The 19206-nt window shown below is 61.5% G+C and carries 19 protein-coding genes; 12 read left to right on the forward strand and 7 right to left on the reverse strand.

Going from position 1 to position 19206, the window contains the following annotated elements:
* The first annotated feature begins 17 nt into the window (after positions 1–17).
* From ACZ6WW_RS11490 to ACZ6WW_RS11525, 8 genes are all read left to right on the forward strand, one after another.
* Positions 18–1577, forward strand: a complete 1560-nt coding sequence (locus tag ACZ6WW_RS11490) for a DHA2 family efflux MFS transporter permease subunit (protein ID WP_281851052.1) — start codon at positions 18–20, stop codon at positions 1575–1577.
* Between the two features lie 22 nt (positions 1578–1599).
* The gene (locus ACZ6WW_RS11495; protein ID WP_465274298.1) at positions 1600–3117 is read left to right on the forward strand and encodes an efflux transporter outer membrane subunit; all 1518 of its coding nucleotides are present in this window, start codon (positions 1600–1602) and stop codon (positions 3115–3117) included.
* A 146-nt stretch (positions 3118–3263) separates the two neighbouring features.
* A complete protein-coding gene (locus ACZ6WW_RS11500; protein WP_465274299.1) occupies positions 3264–4559 on the forward strand; it encodes a carbohydrate-binding protein in 1296 nt (431 codons plus the stop codon).
* A gap of 532 nt (positions 4560–5091) precedes the next feature.
* Entirely contained in the window at positions 5092–6381 is a 1290-nt protein-coding gene (locus ACZ6WW_RS11505) for a carbohydrate-binding protein (protein ID WP_465274300.1), read from the forward strand.
* Positions 6382–6977: 596 nt separating this feature from the next.
* The gene (locus ACZ6WW_RS11510) at positions 6978–8081 is read left to right on the forward strand and encodes a sensor histidine kinase (RefSeq protein ID WP_465274301.1); all 1104 of its coding nucleotides are present in this window, start codon (positions 6978–6980) and stop codon (positions 8079–8081) included.
* A complete protein-coding gene (locus tag ACZ6WW_RS11515; RefSeq protein WP_465274302.1) occupies positions 8078–8833 on the forward strand; it encodes a LytR/AlgR family response regulator transcription factor in 756 nt (251 codons plus the stop codon). The genes ACZ6WW_RS11510 and ACZ6WW_RS11515 overlap by 4 nt, the downstream gene beginning before the upstream one ends.
* Before the next feature lie 122 nt (positions 8834–8955).
* On the forward strand, positions 8956–9459 hold the full coding sequence (locus tag ACZ6WW_RS11520) for a nuclear transport factor 2 family protein (RefSeq protein WP_281851046.1): 504 nt from the start codon (positions 8956–8958) through the stop codon (positions 9457–9459).
* Between the two features lie 274 nt (positions 9460–9733).
* On the forward strand, positions 9734–10363 hold the full coding sequence (locus ACZ6WW_RS11525; protein ID WP_465274303.1) for a YceI family protein: 630 nt from the start codon (positions 9734–9736) through the stop codon (positions 10361–10363).
* Between the two features lie 109 nt (positions 10364–10472).
* Here the strand turns inward: ACZ6WW_RS11525 and ACZ6WW_RS11530 are convergent, their stop codons facing one another.
* A complete protein-coding gene (locus tag ACZ6WW_RS11530) occupies positions 10473–11081 on the reverse strand; it encodes an NAD(P)-dependent oxidoreductase (protein ID WP_465274304.1) in 609 nt (202 codons plus the stop codon).
* 113 nt (positions 11082–11194) lie between these two features.
* On the opposite strand from ACZ6WW_RS11530, the gene ACZ6WW_RS11535 reads away from it, so the two are divergent.
* A complete protein-coding gene (locus ACZ6WW_RS11535) occupies positions 11195–12112 on the forward strand; it encodes a LysR family transcriptional regulator (protein WP_465274305.1) in 918 nt (305 codons plus the stop codon).
* 50 nt (positions 12113–12162) lie between these two features.
* Here the strand turns inward: ACZ6WW_RS11535 and ACZ6WW_RS11540 are convergent, their stop codons facing one another.
* Both ACZ6WW_RS11540 and ACZ6WW_RS11545 read right to left on the reverse strand, forming a co-directional pair.
* Complete coding sequence (locus tag ACZ6WW_RS11540) at positions 12163–12906, reverse strand: tetratricopeptide repeat protein (RefSeq protein ID WP_465274306.1); 744 nt, start codon at positions 12904–12906, stop codon at positions 12163–12165.
* Between the two features lie 140 nt (positions 12907–13046).
* The gene (locus ACZ6WW_RS11545; RefSeq protein WP_465274307.1) at positions 13047–13613 is read right to left on the reverse strand and encodes a DUF4142 domain-containing protein; all 567 of its coding nucleotides are present in this window, start codon (positions 13611–13613) and stop codon (positions 13047–13049) included.
* A 134-nt stretch (positions 13614–13747) separates the two neighbouring features.
* Here ACZ6WW_RS11545 and ACZ6WW_RS11550 point away from each other — a divergent pair, with 134 nt between their 5' ends.
* Positions 13748–13951 carry a hypothetical protein gene (locus ACZ6WW_RS11550; RefSeq protein WP_281851038.1) on the forward strand — a complete coding sequence of 68 codons (204 nt, stop codon included), beginning with the start codon at positions 13748–13750 and terminating at the stop codon, positions 13949–13951.
* A 3-nt stretch (positions 13952–13954) separates the two neighbouring features.
* On the opposite strand, the gene ACZ6WW_RS11555 is transcribed toward ACZ6WW_RS11550, so the two are convergent.
* The 3 genes from ACZ6WW_RS11555 to ACZ6WW_RS11565 are packed head-to-tail and all read right to left on the reverse strand — an operon-like array spanning position 13955 to position 16314.
* The gene (locus ACZ6WW_RS11555; RefSeq protein ID WP_465274308.1) at positions 13955–14572 is read right to left on the reverse strand and encodes a GIY-YIG nuclease family protein; all 618 of its coding nucleotides are present in this window, start codon (positions 14570–14572) and stop codon (positions 13955–13957) included.
* Entirely contained in the window at positions 14569–15339 is a 771-nt protein-coding gene (locus tag ACZ6WW_RS11560) for an N-acetylmuramoyl-L-alanine amidase (protein ID WP_465274309.1), read from the reverse strand. The genes ACZ6WW_RS11555 and ACZ6WW_RS11560 overlap by 4 nt, the downstream gene beginning before the upstream one ends.
* A 54-nt stretch (positions 15340–15393) precedes the next feature.
* Positions 15394–16314, reverse strand: coding sequence for a LysR family transcriptional regulator (locus tag ACZ6WW_RS11565; protein WP_465274310.1), 921 nt, complete (start codon positions 16312–16314; stop codon positions 15394–15396).
* 107 nt (positions 16315–16421) lie between these two features.
* Here ACZ6WW_RS11565 and ACZ6WW_RS11570 point away from each other — a divergent pair, with 107 nt between their 5' ends.
* Positions 16422–17246, forward strand: a complete 825-nt coding sequence (locus tag ACZ6WW_RS11570) for an aldo/keto reductase (RefSeq protein ID WP_465274311.1) — start codon at positions 16422–16424, stop codon at positions 17244–17246.
* A gap of 28 nt (positions 17247–17274) precedes the next feature.
* Positions 17275–18066: an SDR family NAD(P)-dependent oxidoreductase gene (locus ACZ6WW_RS11575; protein ID WP_465274312.1), complete on the forward strand. Its 792-nt coding sequence runs from the start codon at positions 17275–17277 to the stop codon at positions 18064–18066.
* 38 nt (positions 18067–18104) lie between these two features.
* On the opposite strand, the gene ACZ6WW_RS11580 is transcribed toward ACZ6WW_RS11575, so the two are convergent.
* The gene (locus ACZ6WW_RS11580; RefSeq protein WP_465274313.1) at positions 18105–18971 is read right to left on the reverse strand and encodes an alpha/beta hydrolase; all 867 of its coding nucleotides are present in this window, start codon (positions 18969–18971) and stop codon (positions 18105–18107) included.
* Between the last annotated feature and the right edge of the window lie 235 nt (positions 18972–19206).

A 19206-nucleotide genomic window follows, 5' to 3' on the forward strand; every position in this document is an offset into this window, starting at 1 on the left:
ACCTAGAGAACGCCGTCATGTCGCATGTGCAATCCCCCGCCGACATGTCGACGGGACAGAAAGTCTTTGCCTTCGCCAGCATGTGCGTGGGCATGTTTATCGCGCTGCTGGATATCCAGATCGTCTCGGCGTCCTTGCGCGATATCGGCGGCGGCCTGTCGGCTGGCGCGGACGATACGGCCTGGGTGCAGACCAGTTACCTGATCGCGGAAATCGTTGTGATTCCCCTGTCGGGCTGGTTGGCGCGGGTGATGTCGACGCGCTGGTTGTTCTGCATATCCGCGGCGGGCTTCACGTTGACCAGCCTGCTGTGCGGCGCGGCGTGGGACATCAACAGCATGATCGTCTTTCGTGCGCTGCAGGGGTTCATCGGCGGATCGATGATCCCGATGGTGTTCACCACCGCCTTTATGTTCTTCAGCGGCAAACAGCGCGTGGTGGCGGCAGCGACCATCGGCGCGATCGCTTCGTTGGCGCCGACGCTTGGGCCGACCTTGGGTGGCTGGATCACCGATCACTATTCGTGGCACTGGTTGTTCTTCATCAACCTGGTGCCCGGCTTGTTCGTCACCATTGCCGTGCCGCTGCTGGTGAATGTCGACGAGGCGGACTTCTCGCTGCTGCGTGGCGCTGACTACATCGGCATGCTGTTGCTGGCAGTTTTTCTGGGATGCCTCGAATACACGCTGGAAGAAGGCCCACGCTGGAACTGGTTCAGCGATCGCACCATGCTCACCACGGCGTGGCTGTCCGGCCTGGCGGGCGTGGGCTTTGTCGTGCGCAGCCTGACCTTCGCCCATCCGGTGGTCGACTTGCGCGCCTTACGCGATCGCAATTTCGCGCTCGGCTGCTTCTTTTCCTTCGTCACCGGCATCGGTCTGTTCGCGACGATCTATCTGACACCGTTGTTTCTCGGTCACGTGCGTGGCTACAGCGCCTTGCAGATCGGCGAAGCCGTGTTCTCAACCGGCGTATTCCAGATCATGACGATTCCGCTGTACGCCTTCCTGGCCAATCGCTTCGACCTGCGCTGGATCATGATGGTGGGCCTGGCGCTGTTTGCGCTGTCGATGTGGGATTTCAGCCCGATCACCCATGACTGGGGCGCACACGAGCTGTTGTTGCCGCAGGCATTGCGCGGGATGGCGCAGCAACTGTCCGTGCCGCCGGTAGTCACGCTCACCCTGGGCGGCCTGCCGCCGGCGCGATTGAAGCTGGCCTCCGGGCTGTTCAACCTGATGCGCAATCTCGGCGGCGCAATCGGCATCGCAGCGTGCGCCACCATTCTCAACGACCGCACCAATCTGCATTTCCAACGCCTGGCCGAACACATGACCACGGCGAACGAGCCGATGAACGACTGGCTGGTCCAGGTCAGCCGACATCTGGATCACGCGGCGCAGGCCGGTTCGGCCGCGGTCCAGCAACTGGGCGCATTGGTGCTACGCGAAGCGCAGACACAAACCTATGCCGATGCATTTCTCGCCATTGGCGTGTGCTTTGTCATCGCCACCGTCATGGTGCCGTTGATGCGCAAGGTGGCACCGCCATCGACGCCATCGGCCGACGCGCATTGATCGATTATCGAAGGCAACCGCCATGAGCCGTCACACCCGTACTTTTGTAGCAACGACCTTCACCGCAAACGCGCTTGCGCGCCGCGTGCTGATACCAGCCCTGCTGGCTGTCAGCCTGGCAGCCTGCACCGTTGGCCCGGACTATGTGCGACCACAGCCCATCGTCGACGGCAGTTACGCGCATGCCGCGCAATGGCAGCAACATAATGCCGATCGCCCGGCAGCGGCACTCGACACGTGGTGGCAGGGTTTCAATGACCCGGTACTGCAGCAGATCGTCGAACGTGCGGTGGCGCAGAACCTGGACGTAGCTGCCGCGATGGCGCGTATCGAGCAGGCCCGCGCCGCCGCTCAGGGCGCCGATGCGCAGCGCCTGCCGCAGGGTGCACTGGATGCGCAGGTCGCGCGCGAGTATCAATCGCTGAACAGCGCCCTCGGCGAAGTCGCCAGTACGTTCCCGGGTTACAAGCGGACGCAGACGCAGCAGGACATCGGTGTTGGCGCCAGCTGGGAACTCGATCTCGCGGGCGGCCTCAAGCGTGGAGCGCAAGCGGCGCAGGCCGAGTATCAGGCCGCCCAAGCCAGTGGCGTCAGCGTGCGCGTATCGGTCGCTGCCGAGGCCGCCGATGCTTATTTCAAGGCACGAGGTGCACAGGAACGCATCGCCCTGGCGGAGCAACAGGTCGACACGGAAAGGAAACTTCTCGACCTGGTACGCGTGCGTCTCGCCGGTGGCGTCGGCACCGACCGCGAAGTGGCACAGGCCGAAGCATTGGTGCAACAGGCGCAAGCGACCTTGCCGCCCCTGCGGACCGAACGCGAGCACCAGCTCAACCGCCTCGACGTCCTGATGGGCGCGCAGCCCGGCAGTTACGCCAAAGGCTTGCTTGAACAGCCGGTCACGTATGCAGTGCCGGCGATCACCGCCGAAAGCGGGCCGGCATCGCTGTTGCGGCGCCGTCCCGACGTTATCGCCGCCGAGCGTCGTCTGGCGGCATCGAATGCGCGCATCGGCGAGGCCCTTGCCGAGTACTACCCCAAGCTCTCCCTGGGTGGGCTGCTCGGTTTCGAGAGCCTGCACAACGGCAAGTTGTTCGATTCGAATTCGTTTCAGCCACAGGGCTTGATCGGCCTGCATTGGCGCTTGTTCGATTTTGGCCGCGTCGATGCCGAAGTCGGTCAGGCACGCGGGGCGCAGGCCGAAGCGTTGGCAAATTATCGCCAGTCCATGTTGCGCGCGACCGAAGACGTCGAGAACGCGATTGTCACGATGAGCGAGCTGGAAAACGAGCAAGACACGCTTACCAAGGAAGTCGCCGCTCATCAGCGCGCACGGGCCAGCGCTGAGGATGCCTATAAAGGTGGCGCCATCAGCCTGCTCGAAGTGCTCGATGAAGACCGGCAGTTGCTCAGTTCGCGTGATCGTCTGGCGCAGACACATGCCGACGACGCACGCGCGGCCGTGGCGACATTCCGCGCGTTGGGTGGTGGTTGGGCGGGTGCCGACAATGACGTCGCGAAGGTAAGCGTGGATAAGTAGGCTCACAAGCAGCTTTTTGAAGACGATGCCTATGGACGGGCCTGTCGCGTAGGACTATCACTAACCTGGCTTGTGCCCGGAACGACAGGGATTGTCTGTGCTGTGCAAAGCAAATGGATTTGCGATCGATTACAAGGAGAGTACGCATGTCGAAACAAAGGACGTTTCAGTGGTCGGGTGCATGGCTGGGTGGCTTTGCTAGCTGCATCGGCGCGGCAGCTTGGCTGGCGCTGGTGCCGGTGCAAGACGCAAAGGCGCAGCAGACGCAGGCTTGCGCCGCTGAATGGAATGCAGGATCCACCTACACTGGCGGTTCGACGGTCAGCCAGAACAACGTCAACTACAAGGCCAATTGGTGGACCCAGGGCGACGATCCGCGTGCCAACCATGGGCCGGTCGGATCGGGACGGCCATGGACGTCGCTGGGCGCGTGTTCGGGTGGAGGTGGCGAAAACCCCAGTCCGCCGCAACCGCCACCGCCGCGCCCATCAGGCATGCTGTTCAGTCCGTACAAGGACGTCACGATCAATCTCGACTGGAATACGAATGTGATGCGCACGGGTGCAACGGGCAACACCATTTCCGTTGTCGGTGCAGGCAGCTTGTTCGCGGTTCATCAGCGCAACCTGGGGGCGATCACCCTCGCCTTTGCCACCGGCGAGTGCGGCAATGAAAACTGGGGCGGTATCTCCGCATCGCGTTTTGCAGATGCCAACATCGTCGCGCTTGACCGCGCGGGCCTGGATTACATCGTCTCGACCGGCGGTGCCGCGGGTGCTTTCACTTGCTCAAGTAACGATGGCATGGCCAGTTTTCTACGCCGCTATATGACGCCGCACATGGTGGGCCTGGACTTCGATATCGAAGCGGGACAGTCGCTGGATCACATCAACGCACTGGTGCGATCGGCGAAGTACGCCGAAAGCCTGTACCCGGATCTGCGCCTCTCCTTTACCGTGGCCACGCTTGCCGCGTCGGACGGCAGCAAGGCCAGCGTCAATGCCAAGGGTGATGCGGTGATTCGTGCCGTGCTGGCGTCGGGTCTGCGCAACTACACCATCAACCTGATGGTGATGGATTACGGTAGCCAGGCCAGTCCCTCCATTTGCGTGGTGAATAGCGGTTTGTGCGACATGGGCCGTTCGGCGATCCAGGCGGCGCAGAACGTCAAACAGGTCTATGGCATCCCCTTCGGCAAGCTGGAGCTTACCCCGATGATCGCGGTCAACGACGTCGCCAGCGAGGTGTTCTCGCTTCGGGATGTCGACACGGTGGTCGCGTTCGCGATGAGCGAAGGACTGGCCGGACTGCACCACTGGTCGCTCGATCGAGATACGCCGTGCAAGGACGGCCAGAGCACCGCATCGCCGATATGCAGCTCGCTGCCGGGCGCGGCTTCGTTGGACTACACCCGCCGCTTTCTGCGACAGCTTGGCCGCTGACTCCGTATTGAACCGTTGAGTGTGGACGCTCCGGGCGTGCTCGGAACGTCCTTTTGTCCGGTGGACAACGTTGTCAGGCATGACTCGGAGCAGGACAAAGCGAGACATTTCTTTCGAGGACAGAATCGGCCCTCATTCGACAAGATAATCGGCGGACGGGAGAAATTGCGCATTTTCATGCGAATTATCTCCCTGGTTATTACAAAAGGCGATAACGACGGGACAGCCCATAAAACAAGCCTTTTTATGCTGCGGCGCGAGAATAGAACGATCTAATTTTAGACAAAACCTTTATGCTTTCCCGTCAACCTGTGATGCAATTGGCATTTTGACGCGAGCCAAAATAATTTCTAGATATTTCGCTAGACAACGTTGTCACGCAGGACTATCACAGCAGCGCTCTGAACGAAGAAAACCGGCTATGCATGGAACGTTTCGGGGTGACCGTTCCAATGGCGCCGGGGTATCAAGGGGGAGTTCCGTCACTCCGATTCATTTGCTGGAGACAGACATGTCCGAGAAGCGATCCGTTGTGTCACGTTTGGTCCTGGGGGCACTGAGCAGTTCAGTGGGGGCGGCCATGGCGATCGGCCTGATGGCCGTAGCGCCTGTACAAACGGTTGAAGCGCAAAGCGCACCTGCGTGCGCCGCGGCCTGGAGTGCGTCGCAGGTTTACACCGGCGGCAACACGGCCAGCGAAAATGGCATCAATTACATAGCGAATTGGTGGACCCAGGGTAATGACCCGGCGACCAATAACGGTGGCAGCGGCTCGGGTCAGCCGTGGACTTCTCAGGGCGCGTGCTCCGGTGGAAGCGGCGGTGGCGGTACACCTCCTCCCCCGCCGCCGCCGCCCCCGCCGCCGCCGACTGGTGGTAGCAGCATGCTGTTCAGTCCGTACAAGGACGTCACGGTGAACCTCAACTGGAACACCAACACCATGCAGACCGCCGCTGCGACCGGCTCGGCGATTCCGATCGTCGGCAGCAACAGCCTGCTTTCGCATGTGTCCAACCTTGGCGCGATCACCCTGGCCTTTGCTACCGGTGAATGCGGCAGTGAAAACTGGGGCGGTGTGCCCGGTGCCTCGTTTGCCAGTGCCAATATCGGTGCACTCAATAGCGCCGGCCTGAGCTATGTGGTGTCGACCGGCGGTGCCGCTGGCGTCTTCACCTGCGGTAGCACCTCGGGAATGGCGACTTTCCTGTCGCGTTACTACACCGCGCATATGGTCGGTATCGACTTCGACATCGAAGGCGGTCAGAGCCAGAGCACGATCAACAACCTGGTCAGCGCAGCGGTGTATGCGCAAAGCCAGCATTCGAACCTGCGTTTCTCGTTCACGATTGCCACGCTGGCAGCGTCGGACGGCAGCTTCGGTGGCGTGAACTCGCTGGGCGACATGGTGGTGCGCGCGGTCAAGGCATCGAGCCTGAGCAACTACACCATCAACCTGATGGTGATGGACTACGGCGCAGCAGGCCCGGGCATCTGCGTGGTGAGCGGTGGTGCATGCGATATGGGTCAGTCCGCCATCCAGGCAGCCAAGAACCTCGAACACACCTACGGCATTGCGGCCAGCCATATCGAGCTGACGCCGATGATCGGTGTGAACGACAACTCGGCGGAGCTGTTCTCGATCGCCAATACCGACACCATGGTCAGCTGGGCTGTCTCCAATGGCTTGGCCGGTGTGCACTTCTGGTCGCTCGATCGCGATACGCCGTGCTCGCAGAGTACTGCGTCGCCGACGTGTAACTCGGTGCCTTCGACGACTGCGTTGCAGTATACGAAGCGGTTCTTGAGTGATTTGGGTCGGTGATTTGAGGTTGTAGTTTGATGGATGAGGGGCGCCTCGGGAGACCGGGGCGCCCTTTTTGTTTCCGCAAATCCCGGCATGGTTCACCTCCGCCTTAATACTTCGTCATCCCGGCGTAGGCCGGGACCCAGTAACTTCGGTGTTGGGTTGTCGCGAGAGCGTGCATCGCTCTGGTTCTGCTCGACGGCTAGAAAGTCGCCTGCGGCGTGTTTCGCCGACCTGCCGGTCGCCGAGTTACTTTCTTTGCTTGTCCAAAGAAAGATAACCAAAGAAACGACACCCCGCGTCCGCCGTCCTTCGGACCGTGAGGTCTGGCCGGGCTTTTCGACAAGACATCCCTGTCTTGTCGAAAAGGACTCGGCGTCCATGCCGAGTCCCCCCTTCGGGGGCCTCATCGTCCAAACCTCACTCGGCTCCCGAGGGGGCCCGAAGAGCTGAGCGCTCGCTTCGCATCGCTTGCCAGAGAGACGTGCTGATGAGCCTGGGCATGCTTTTACTCACTCCTCACTCCTAGCCCGAAAAGCGACTATGCCCCTCGATACATGCGCACTCTCCAACTTTGCGCCATGCTAATCCGCACCCCACGACCGAACCGAAGCATGTCGTCCACGGCCTCCCCCCTCGAAGTCACCGACAACCGTCGCGCTTTCTGGCGTGGCGTGATGATCGCGTTCGGCTTCTGGACCTTGCTGGCTCTGACCAGCTCGGTGGCCATGCAGCTCGCTGCCATGGGCGAAGGGGAGGTGCGGTCCTGGCAGCGGACGCTGGCCTGGAATTTTCCGGATTTCTGGAGCTGGATGCTGCTCACGCCGTGGATTGCCTGGTTGGGCAAGGTGGCCTCTCGGCGCGGTTGGGCTCGCTTCTTTACGGTCCATATTCCGCTTGGCCTGGCGACGGCGGCGTTGCATACGATGGTCTTGCTGCTGTTGTACTGGCAGATGCATGGCAATGATCCGTCGGCGATCAACTCGTTGAGCAAGCTGTTCCGGGTCGAGTTTGTTTATCAGTTCCATCTGGACCTGATTACCTACTGGGTCGTGCTGGCCGTACTGCGTGGATCGGATTTTCAACGACGCCTCAAGAGCGAGCGTCTGCGCAGTGCGCAGCTTGAAGGGCAGCTTGCGCAAGCGCAGCTGCATGCCTTGCGCATGCAGCTGCAACCGCATTTTTTGTTCAATACGCTCAACGCGATTTCGGCGTTGGCACTGTCCGATCCGGCCACGGCGCGCACGATGATTGCGCGCCTGAGCGATTTTCTGCGCTTGACGCTGGAAGCCGATCAACGCCAGTCCGTGCCGCTGGCGCGAGAGCTGCAGTCGCTGGAATCCTACCTGGCGATCCAGCGCATCCGCTTTCATAACCGCCTGGACACACAGTGGCAGGTAGCGGATGACACGCTCGATGCGGCGGTGCCTTATCTGATCCTGCAGCCCTTGGTGGAAAATGCGCTGCAACACGGTTTGTTGCCGCTTTCCGGCGGCGGTAGCCTGCTTATCGAGGCTCGGCGCGAAGGTGGTGAGCTATGCATGACGGTGGAAGACAACGGTCGCGGCTTGCCCGATCGCGATATGCGCGAAGGCGTTGGCCTGGGTAACACCCGCGCCCGCCTGGATGCACTCGCTGGCAGGCTTTCGCTGTTGGCGCGCCCCGGTGGCGGTACGCGGGTGGAAGTGCGTATTCCCTATGAGGTCAGCATCGCATGAGCACCGAGCGCATTCGCTGCTTGCTGGTGGACGATGAAATGCTGGCGCGCTTGGCACTTCGTCAGGCGTTGGCTGCACATGCGGTCGATGTGGTCGGCGAATGCGGCAGCGCGGACGAAGCCATGCAAGCCATTGCGCAATTGCAGCCCGATCTAGTGTTTCTGGATATCCGCATGCCGGGGATGGACAGCTTCGAACTGATGCAGCGACTGCAGCCCGATACCTTGCCGCTGGTGGTGTTTGCCACCGCATTCGATGCGCATGCATTGAAAGCCTTCGATGCCGGCGCCTTCGACTATGTGCTCAAGCCGATCGATCAGGAACGATTCGATCGCAGCATGGACCGGGTCACGCGTCAGTGGCGGCGCCTTACCGTGGATCATCAGGCCCCGCGCCAGCCTCTGTTCGCCGCGACGCCTTCGGTGGAACGCCTGAGCGTGCGCGTGGGCGAAGCCTTGCGGGTGCTTCGCGTGGGCGACATCGATTGGATTGCCGCCGAAGGCAACTATGTTCGCCTGCATGCCGCCGGCGAAGCCATCCTGCATCGACAGACCTTGCAGCAGCTGCATGGGCAACTCGATCCGTCGCGTTTCCTGCGTATCCACCGCGGTACCGTGGTCAACCTGGACCGCGTGAGCGAGATCCATCCACTCTTTCACGGTGACGCTGAGGTCGTGTTGCGCGACGGTACCCGCTTGCCGCTCAGTCGTCGTTTTCGCGACGGCGCGCGCGCGGCGCTGGGTTTGCGCTAACCGCCCGCCGCGACTATCGCGCCGTCGGTCACCGGCTCGATCCCGCTTGTCACAAATCGACTGCGTGGACTCTTTCTCGCAGGCAAGCTTCTCGCATTCCCCACGATGCGTCCGGAGTTGCCATGTCGATCTACCGCGATTGTGTTTCCTGCCGCTTCGCACTGATGCTGTTTTCCGCCGTCGCATTGGGCTGGTCGGTGGTCTACGCCGATGGCGTGCAGGGCAGCAAGGACGAGGAGTCGGCCATGACCGAAGCGGGTGTGCGTGCGGTCGAGCAGCACTGGACGCGTGCCGAAGGCACCGGTGATACCGATTTTCTTGAGTCGATGCTCGCGCCCGACTACCGCTCGGTCAATGCCGACGGCAAGGCCATCTCCAAGTCGACCATCGTCGAGCATGCGGCGAAGAACAAAGGCTCGGATAAGGGCATGCAGGAGATCGATGCCTATATCAAGGCGCATCCCTATGGCGAAGCCGTAGCCATGCACCAGAACAGCGCCGTCGTGACCTTCTACGACCCGCAGCTGGGTCCGCAGAACGGCGTGAAATCCGCGGACATCTTTATCTACGTAGACGGCCATTGGCACGCGATGTATTCGCAGCACAGCGCGGTGGGCAAGCACTGACGCCACCCACTGTTTATCGACTGGGACCACCTGGCCGGCGTAGCGTGCGGCCAGGTCTTTTTTTAGAGGCGAACGATGACCTTGTTCGGCAAATCGATGATGGCGCTGTCGATCTGCTGGATCGCTCTGACCATGTGCTCCGCATGGCCGTGTGGTATTGCCGCGCTGACGGGCGTGAAAAATTTCCGCCTCCCGTGTCGATCGGAGTCATGGCCGTTCGTCGTACAGGTAAGCGCGGGCCATGGGGCCACGCATTACTCACCGGAGAATGACCATGTTTTCAGGAAGCCGCACCGCCAGTTTCGCGCTGGGAATGTTCTCGCTCGCCATACTTGCCAATAGCGGCGTGGGTCGGGCAAACGAAGCCAGCTATACGATCGATCCCGATCACACCTACCCCAGCTTCGAGGCCGATCACTTGGGCGGTTTGTCGACCTGGCGTGGCAAGTTCAACAAGACCACGGGCAAGGTAACGCTGGATAAGGCCGCAGGAACGGGTAGCGTCGAGATCGCCGTCGATGCGGGCAGCATCGATTTCGGTCAGGACCAGCTCAATACCTGGGCGGTGGGCAAGGATCTGCTCGAAACGAACAAGTATCCGCAGGCCGTCTTCAAGGGGCGGCTTGAAGGCTTTGTCCACGGCGAGCCAACCCGTGCTGTTGGCAACCTGACCTTGCATGGCGTTAGCAAGCCGTTGGTCCTGAACATCGACGGCTTCAAGTGCATGCCGCATCCCATGCTCAAGCGCGAGGTCTGTGGCGCGGATGCGCTGGCCACCATCAAGCGCGACGACTTCGGCATGGCGGCCGGCAAGGATTACGGCTTCAAGATGGATGTCGTGCTGCGGATTCAGGTAGAGGCGGTGCAGGATGCTGCCGCGGCGTCGACGCCGAAGGCGCCCTGAGCCAAGATGATGTTGTGACGGGACGGTCGCGACTGAGGTCGCTCCTACAAGATAGCCATGCTTTCCCAAGTCTGTAGGAGCGACTTCAGTCGCGACCGCACACCTTCAATCAATAACCGACCGTAAAACGCTGCCGGATATGCGCAGGTTTCTCGATCTCGTCGAGCATCGCAATCGCATAGTCCTCAAACGACACCCAGCTCTTGCCATCGGCAGCCACCAGCAACGTATCCGCGCCTATCCGGAAATGCCCGGTGCGCTCGCCGGCAATGAACAAGGCGGACGGGCTGAGAAAGGTCCAGTCCAGATCGCTGATGCCACGCAGCACATCGAGGAAGTTCTTGCCGGCGCGGGCCTCGTCGAGATAGATGGCGGGGAAATCCGCACCGTCGACCAGCAGCTTGCCGGGTGCGACTTCAAGGCTGCCTGCGCCGCCGACCACGAGATAACGCTTCACGCCCGAAGCGCGTACCAGCGCGAGCAGGTCGTCCGACGAAGCCTGGGTAAAGTGGATCGAGCTGATGATGGCGTCATGGCCGCGCAGCTTGGCCGGCAAGGACGGGTCCGTGATATCGGCAGCGATATGCGTCAGCTGCGCGGTGTCGGCCTGGTTGTCGGCACGGCGGGCAACGGCAGTGACCTGGTGACCGCGTCGCAGCGCTTCAGCGACCAAGCGTGTACCGACGTTGCCGTTGGCACCGAGAATGGCGATTTTCATAGTGACTTCCTTCGAGTTGGAGATGACCCACACCGGCCATCCTAGGCCTCGCGGAGGCTGCCGATAAGACGGATAATCACGTTTTCACTAGCCATCCATAATGGACAATCCCCATGGGTAGCCCACTGGCGTCGGTCAATCTCAATCGCATCGTGGTGTTCGTGGCGGTAGTCGAGTCGGGTTCGTTTACCGCGGCGGCGGCACGCCTGGGGATGGTCAAGACGATGGTCAGCACGCATATCAAGCGACTCGAGGTCGAGGTCGGCGCCAATCTGCTGGTCCGCACGACCCGTCGTATAGCGCTGACCGATGCCGGCGAGGCCTTCTATGAAGCCAGCCGGATATTGATCCGTGACGCCGAAGCCGCGGTGCAGGCCGCCGGCGAAGACACCACGGCGCTACGCGGGACCTTGCGCATCACTGCACCCGTCGACTATGCCGCCACCATTCTCACGCCGCTGTTGGTGCGGATGCGCGAGACCCATCCCGAACTGCGCGTCGAATTACTGACCGGCGACCGCCTGTTCGACCTGGTGGCCGAAGGTATCGATGTGGCGATCCGCGTTGGCAATCTGTCCGACTCGCGCTTGCGCGCGGTGCAGGTGGATAGTTACGCGCATTGGTTGGTGGCGACGCCGACCTGGCTGGATGGTCGGCGTCCCAAGCGGCCGGAGGATGTCGCCAAGCTGCCTTTGGTAGCGATGTCGGCCTTGCAGCGTCCGTCGACCTGGACGTTTACCGGTGCCAAGGGCGCCACGCGCACGATCGCTTTCGAATCCCCGATGACGGCCAACATCGCCCTGGTGGTCAAGGCTGCGGTCATGGCCGGGGCCGGCATGATGGTGATGCCGGACTTTGCGGTGGTCGATGATGTTGCCGCCGGCCGATTGATCCGTTTGTTGCCGACATGGCAGTTGCCGGGCGGTGGCATCCACGCGGTGTTTCCGGCGAGCCGCTTCATGCCGCAACGCGCGCGTGCGTTTATCGACCTGCTGCGCGAGCATCTCGCCGTGACCAGGCGCGCGCGTTGAACGACGGTCGCGTCGCGAAATGCCGATGACGCGACCTTAAGCCTTCCGCATTACCTGGGAGCTGGCGGTTGCTTACCCTGCTTCTGCAACTGCTGGCGCACATAGCCGAGCTCTTTCAGCGAGCCCTGGTCGTCGGGTACCAGATGCAGGCAGGCGTAGTATTTCTGCGCCGCATCGTCCAGTCGATTCAATTCGACCAGATCGTAACCCTGGCCGCGCAAGCCGCGGCATTTCAAGCGCCCGATATCCGCAGGGGTGTTGCCGGTCAGTTCGGCATACTTTTCCGCGATCTCAAAGGCAGCCAGCGAGCGATGCCAGTCGCTCAGACGCTGATAGGCAAAGCCAAGCTCGCTGTTGTACTGGCTATCGGTGGGCGCGAGCTTGACCGCTTTTTCCAGTTCGTCGCGACTCTTTGCGTACTGCCCCAGCTCGCCATAGGCGTAACCCCGTGCCCAGTACGCCATCGCCCAGGCCCTGCCCACCGCAATCGCCTTGCCACTTGGCCCCGGGTGCTGGGCCGCGCCGGTCAGATAGAACAGCGTGTCCTTGAGGCCGCGAGGCGAGTACATGACATCCTTGCTGTTGCCGTACGCGTGCTCGTAGTAGTCGACCACGTCGGTAAGCGGCCCATCGATGGCCTGTTGCGGTTGATGTGCCTCGATCAACTTCGCGCCATCCAGGACTTTCTTCAGTTGCTCCTCGTCCTGCGCGGACGCCTTATGCGAAGCCGCGGTCTGCGATGCCGCCGCGGTATCGTCTTGCGCCCAACAGTGCATGGATGCCAAAAGCACCATGACAACTGCACACCATGACCATCCTTTCATGACGTCCCCTCTCGCGTTGTGTGGCGATGATAAACGCAAGGCGCAGGCGGGAGGGGTTGAAGTCCGGGACGCAAAAAAATGCGATCTACGAATGCGATCTACGGATGCGCTTACTTGGCGGTATCCGCGGGGGATTTGTCGCTTGAACCTTTGGGCAACGCCTGCGCCATCTCCAGATGATGCTTGAGCGTCGGCAGCGTCTTGGCGGCGAACGCTTTCAAGTCCGAGTCCTTGCCGCTATCGGCTTCCTTGGTGAACAACGCCACCGCCTGTTTGTGGTCCGCCAGCATCTTTCGGCTGAAAGCGGTATCGAAAGCCGTACCTTGCCTGGCACCGATGGCCTTGGCAGCCGCGGCATCCTTGGCCGAAGGATCGGTAGCGACGATCAGACCTTTTTCGCTGGCGATCGAGCTCAGTTCGTCGTTCGCCGATGTGTGATCTTTTACCATCTGCGCACCGAACTGCTTCACCTGGTCGGATTGGCCTTGCGACTGGCCGAGCTTGCCCAGTGCCACCTCCGCGACACCGGCGGCGCTGGCGTTCTTGACGAACATGGCATCACCACCGGTCTTACTGGCGGTGCTCGGCGTGCTCGCTGGTGTACTGCTCTGCGCGACAGCTCCACTCGCGGCGAATACCAATGCGAGCGCAGCGCTGATCATCATCGGTTTAAGCATGATGTTCTCCGTTCTTGATGGACAAGGTAAGTGAAGCATCGTCTTGTCGGCCGGAGCGTCGCGTTGATTCGACGTGCACGCAGCATCAACGCATGGAGGCCTACGGTGTATGCGTTGTCGTCGAGGAGAAGCCCATGGCTAACGAACATCCCACGCCGCTACCCAAGGGTGCGGTGCTATGTGAGACCTGCAAGCAAGCTGGACAGAAGGTGGAAATGGAGCGCTACGATCCGGAAGCTCCCGCCAATCGCGAGCGCAAGAACGAAGCCACCGATACGGAATTGCAGACCTATCGCTGCCCGGTGTGCGAAGACGTGTCGGTATTTCGCGTGAGTTGAAGCTTATCCGTGCAGCGGATGATCGCCATGTTCGTACCACCGTAGTACTTCGTCGGGAACGAGTCGTTCGAGTGGCAGTCCGATGCTTCGGTACATGTCGAGCACGTTCAGCAAGGCCCGTTGCAGAGGGCGCTTCGGATCGCCGTGAAAGCGCTCGTACTCTACTTGTTCAAGCATCCTCGCGCTGCCCTCGTAGAGCCAGTCGACACGCTCTTCCAGCAGCGAGCGCAGCCACGGGCGCAAAGGTCGATGCAGCGTGTGGCCCGCGTCCTCGGCAAGCTGCTGTGCCAGTGCGGTGATCTCTGGATAGATGCCGCGATACCACTCGGTGTAGCCGGCTGCGGCTTCGCGCACGACCAATGGCGCAGGCGCGCGGTTTTCGATCCATGTGTCGATAAAGCGACGTTCGATGCGGCGAGCGTCGGAGACACGATCGACTTCGATCAGCAAGCCGCGGTCGAGATCGAAGAACTCGTAGAAGCGCCGATGCAGCGTGTGAAAGCGGGTGAATGGGTCACGCGAAAAGCCAAGCTTCAGCAGATCTTCGTCGCGACACGGCAAGACGTAGACATAAGCGCGTCCGCGCGAGGCAAACTGCGGATAGCCAACTTCGTCGCTCATGGCTCTGCAGTGGACTCTCCATTGAGCTGGCGCGACAAGGCATAAAGCAGGCGCAGATCCTGCGCATCGAGCGCATCGCCGTCGATGCCGCGAAAATGGCGATGAAAGGCGCGTACCACTGCGTCGCGATGGTCCAGCGGATAACCGATGGCGCTCAGTGCCATCCACGGGTCGAATCCCGCCGGCGGATCGATCAGCGGCAGCTTAGGCCATAGGCCGAAACCCGCATTGGCAAGCTGCTGCCAGGGAAACAGCAGTCCGGGATCGTTCTTGCGGTCCGGCGCGAGATCTTCGTGGCCGATAATCTGCGTGCGCGGAATGCGCCAGCGCGTAGTGAGGTCGTTGAGCAGTCGCAGCAGGCTGTCGATCTGCGCGGCGGTGTATGGCGACTGCGCGTCATTGTCCAGTTCGATACCGAGCGATGCGGAGTTGACGTCGGTAATCGTGCCCCAGCGCCCTGCCCCGGCATGCCAGGCACGTTGTTCGTCGGCGACCAGCTGATAGATCGTGCCGTCGCTGCCGATCAGATAGTGTGCGCTGACCGGGCCGCCGCTATTGCGCGTGCGCAGCGTCTCAAGGCTGGCCTGCACCGAGCGTTGCTCGGTGGCGTGCAGCACGATCAGTACCGGTCGGCGAATGTCGTGGTTTGGGGATGGTACCCATTGCGCCAGCGGGTTGTGTGTTGGCACCTGGGCGCAACCGGCGAGCCAGGCCAGTGCCAGCAGGCAGGCCCATCGGCCAGGGCTGCGATAAGCGACGGTCTTCATGCGGTGATTGTATCGTCGCGTGCCCGTCGTGTTCGATGCGGAACACGAATGCGGCTATCCGATGTTTCCCGCCGGCTCTATCAGAAACGTCCGCAGCCGCGGCGTCATGAAATCCAGAAACGCCCTGATCCGCCGCGGCGCACGCTTGCTCCCCAGATAAAGTGCATGAATCGATTCGCTGTCGGCGATTACATCATCCAGCACCGTGACCAATCGCCCGGCGCGCAGATCCGCGCGCACATGAAACTCGCCCAGTCGCGCCAATCCCATGCCGAGCACCGCCAGATGCCGCACAGTTTCGCCATTGTTGGCAACGATCGATCCATGCACTTCGCGATCCACTAGGCGCCCACCGCTACGCAGCGGCCACACGCTGGCCGCACGGCGAAAATTGAAGCCCAGGCAGTTGTGCTGTTCGAGGTCGGCCGCCTGTCTGGGTGTGCCGTGCGCGGCGAGATAGGCAGGCGACGCCACAATGCGACGGCGCGTCTGTCCCAGGCTCACCGCAAGCAGCCCAGAATCGCTGAGCGGGCCGATACGAAAGGCGATGTCCGCCTGCGCCGCGTAGAGATCGACCACATCGTCGGTGACGGTGAGATCGAGCCGCACTGCAGGAAAGGCTGCGCTGAAAGCCGGTAGCAACGGCATCAGGGCGTGCCGCCCGAAGGGTACCGAAACATTGATGCGGATCAGGCCGGCAGGAGATCGAGCTTCACCCGCCACCTCCGCATCGAGGCCATCCAGTTCGCCAAGCAGCGCCTCGGCGCGCTCACGGTAGAGCTCGCCTTCGGCGGTGAGGCGCAGGCGTCGGGTCGAGCGTTCGACCAGGCGTACACCGAGCCGTTGTTCGATCCGGGTGATCAGCTTGGCGGTGGAGGATGGCGTCATATTTACCACCCGTCCGGCGCCGCTGAAGCTGCCGGTGTGGGCCACCTGCAGGAAAACCCGCATTTCCCAGGCACGTTGATCGCTCATGGGTTGATTATGTCATTCAATGACAAAGTAATGCGAATTGCGAGCGGATTCTAAGCAGCCAATGCCATGGCTAAGCTGCATCGTATCTTTTCAAGAAGGACTCCCTCATGAAAATAGTCCAGGCCAATGGTGCATCGATTCCGGCCCTCGGTTTCGGCACCTTCCGCATGCCAGGCGCGGACGTGCTGCGCATGTTGCCGGCGGTGCTCAAGCTCGGTTATCGGCATATCGATACGGCGCAGATTTACGGCAACGAAGCCGAAGTGGGCGAGGGCTTCGCGCATTCGGGCGTACCGCGCGATGAGGTGTTCCTGACCACGAAGGTGTGGGTGGACAACTATCGTCGTGATGCCTTTGAGCGCTCGGTCGACGAAAGCCTGCGCAAGCTCAGGACCGATCATGTCGACCTGCTTCTGCTGCACTGGCCCAACGACAAGGTACCCCTGGCCGAGCAGATCGAGGCCTTGAATGCCGTACAAGCCGCCGGCAAGACACGACACATCGGCGTCAGCAATTTTTCCACCGCATTGATGGCCGAGGCCGAGGGATTGAGCAAAACGCCGCTAGTCACCAACCAGGTCGAGTGGCATCCCTACATCGATCAGACGATCGTCCATGAAGCCGCTCGCCGTGCCCGCATGAGCGTGACGGCGTATTACGCGATGGCCGACGGCAAGGTCTTCGACGATGTGGTGCTAAAGAGCATCGCCGCCAGCCACGGCAAGAGCGTTGCGCAGGTCGTGCTGCGCTGGCTGATTCAGCACGACGGCGTGATGGCACTTTCCAAGACGGTGAGCGAAGAGCGCGCAGCGAGCAACGCGGCGATCTTCGACTTTGAACTTTCCGACGCCGAGATGACGGCGATTCGCGCCTTGGCGCGCAAAGACGGCCGCATTGTCAGCCCGCCCGGTCTTGCACCGGTGTGGGATTGACCGAACTCCTTTCATAGAGAGACACATCATGGACCTCAAGCTCAACGGCAAGACCGCACTCGTCACCGGCTCGACCGCCGGCATCGGCCTGGAAATCGCGCGCAAGCTGGCGCAGGAAGGCGCCGAAGTAATCATCGCCGGTCGCAACCAGGCCAAGCTCGATCAGGCCCTGGCCGATATCCGTGCATCCGGCGGCGCAAATGTGCGCGGCATCGTGGCCGACCCGGTCACTGCCGAAGGCGCGGACGTTCTGCTCAAGGCACAGCCCGAGGTCGACATCCTGGTCAACAACCTGGGTATCTACGAATCCAAGCCGTTCGAGAAGATCACGGACGACGACTGGCGCCGATTCTTCGAAGTGAACGTGCTCAGCGGTGCGCGTCTGTCGCAGCGCTACTTTCCGGGCATGCTTGCGCGCAACTGGGGCAGGGTGATCTTCATTGCCAGCGAATCGGGCCTGATGGTGCCGCCAGACATGATCCACTACGGCATGACCAAGACCGCACAGCTGGCGATCTCGCGTGGCATGGCTGCATTGACCAAGGGTGGCAACGTCACCGTGAACACCGTGCTGCCGGGTACGACGCGTTCGGAAGGTATCGTCGATTTCATGAAGAGCGTGACCAGCAATCCGAACGCCAGGCCGGACGTCATCGAGAAAGAGTTCTTTGCCAAGGAGCGTCCGACCTCATTGATCCAGCGCATGATCGAGGCCGAAGAAATCGCCAGCCTCGTCGCCTACGTTGCCAGCCCGCTGTCGTCGGCCACCAATGGTGCGGCGTTGCGCGCGGACGGCGGGATCACACCGACCATTGCCTGAGGGCAGGAAGTCGCGCCTCGCGGCGCGACTTCTCCAGATCACTGCTCATAAACCGCCGTGTTGGTAGCCCAGGCATCCGGCGGCGTCGGCAAGGAGCCGCCGCTTGCATTGGCATTGGCCGGATCCGTGCCGTTGGCGGCTTCCTCGATCAGCTTGGCTACTTCCTTGGGCTGCGATTCGTAGACCGAATGGCTGGCGCCCTTGGCCTCGACGGTGTGGCTGCCCGCGCGCTTGGCGTACATGCGTTCCAGATCGGGGCTGATGATGCGGTCACTCTGCGCCACCATGTACCAGCTGGGCTTGGTCTTCCATGCCACGTTCTGCACCGGCGTGGAGAACACCTTCGCCGCGGTCAGCATCTGCGACTGCGCTTCGAACTCGGCCTGCTTCTGCGGCAGGTCGGCGGCGAAGTCCTGATAGAAGCGAGCCGGGTCGAGATACAGAAAACCATCGGGCGTCTTCAGCGGCTTCTGTGCAAGCGCGGGAAAACGCTGACCGTTGCCTACCTCGGTTTCGCCGGCATCCGGCGCGTGCGCCGCGATATACACCAGGGCTTTCACCTTCGGGTCGACGCCCGCTTCGGTGACGATGGTGCCGCCATAGCTATGGCCTACCAGCACGACCGGGCCGTCGATCGTATCGAGCACGCGCTTGGTCGCCTGAACATCATCCGCTACTGACGTCAGCGGTTCCTGCACCAGGGTCACCTTGTAGCCGTCGCGCGTGAGGATGTCGTACACCGGGCGCCAGCCCGAACCATCCACGAACGCACCATGCACCAGCACGATGTTCTTGATCGAGGTGGGCTTGATCGTGGCAGCGCTGGTTGAAGCGGCGGCAAAGGCCAGGGCGACGCCGACAAAAAGGGCGGCCGGGCGCGAGACGATGGAAGTGAAGCTACGCATGATGGTTCTCCTATCTCTTCGAATGGGGGTAACGCCGCGCCCGCATGGCGCTGTCGTTGTGTGTCTGACGTATGAGCGTCAGGTTTATTTCGTCGGGATAAGAAAAAAAGTTTCACTATCAATGATTTATCGTGATATCCGCTGACTGTCAGTGACTAGGGCACTGAATGCGATGAGCAGAGTTCTCTAAAAACTTCTCCTGGCCGTCGTCCCGGCGAACGCCGGGATCCAGTGC

The sequence above is a fragment of the Dyella sp. NPDC103356 genome (genome assembly GCF_055584465.1).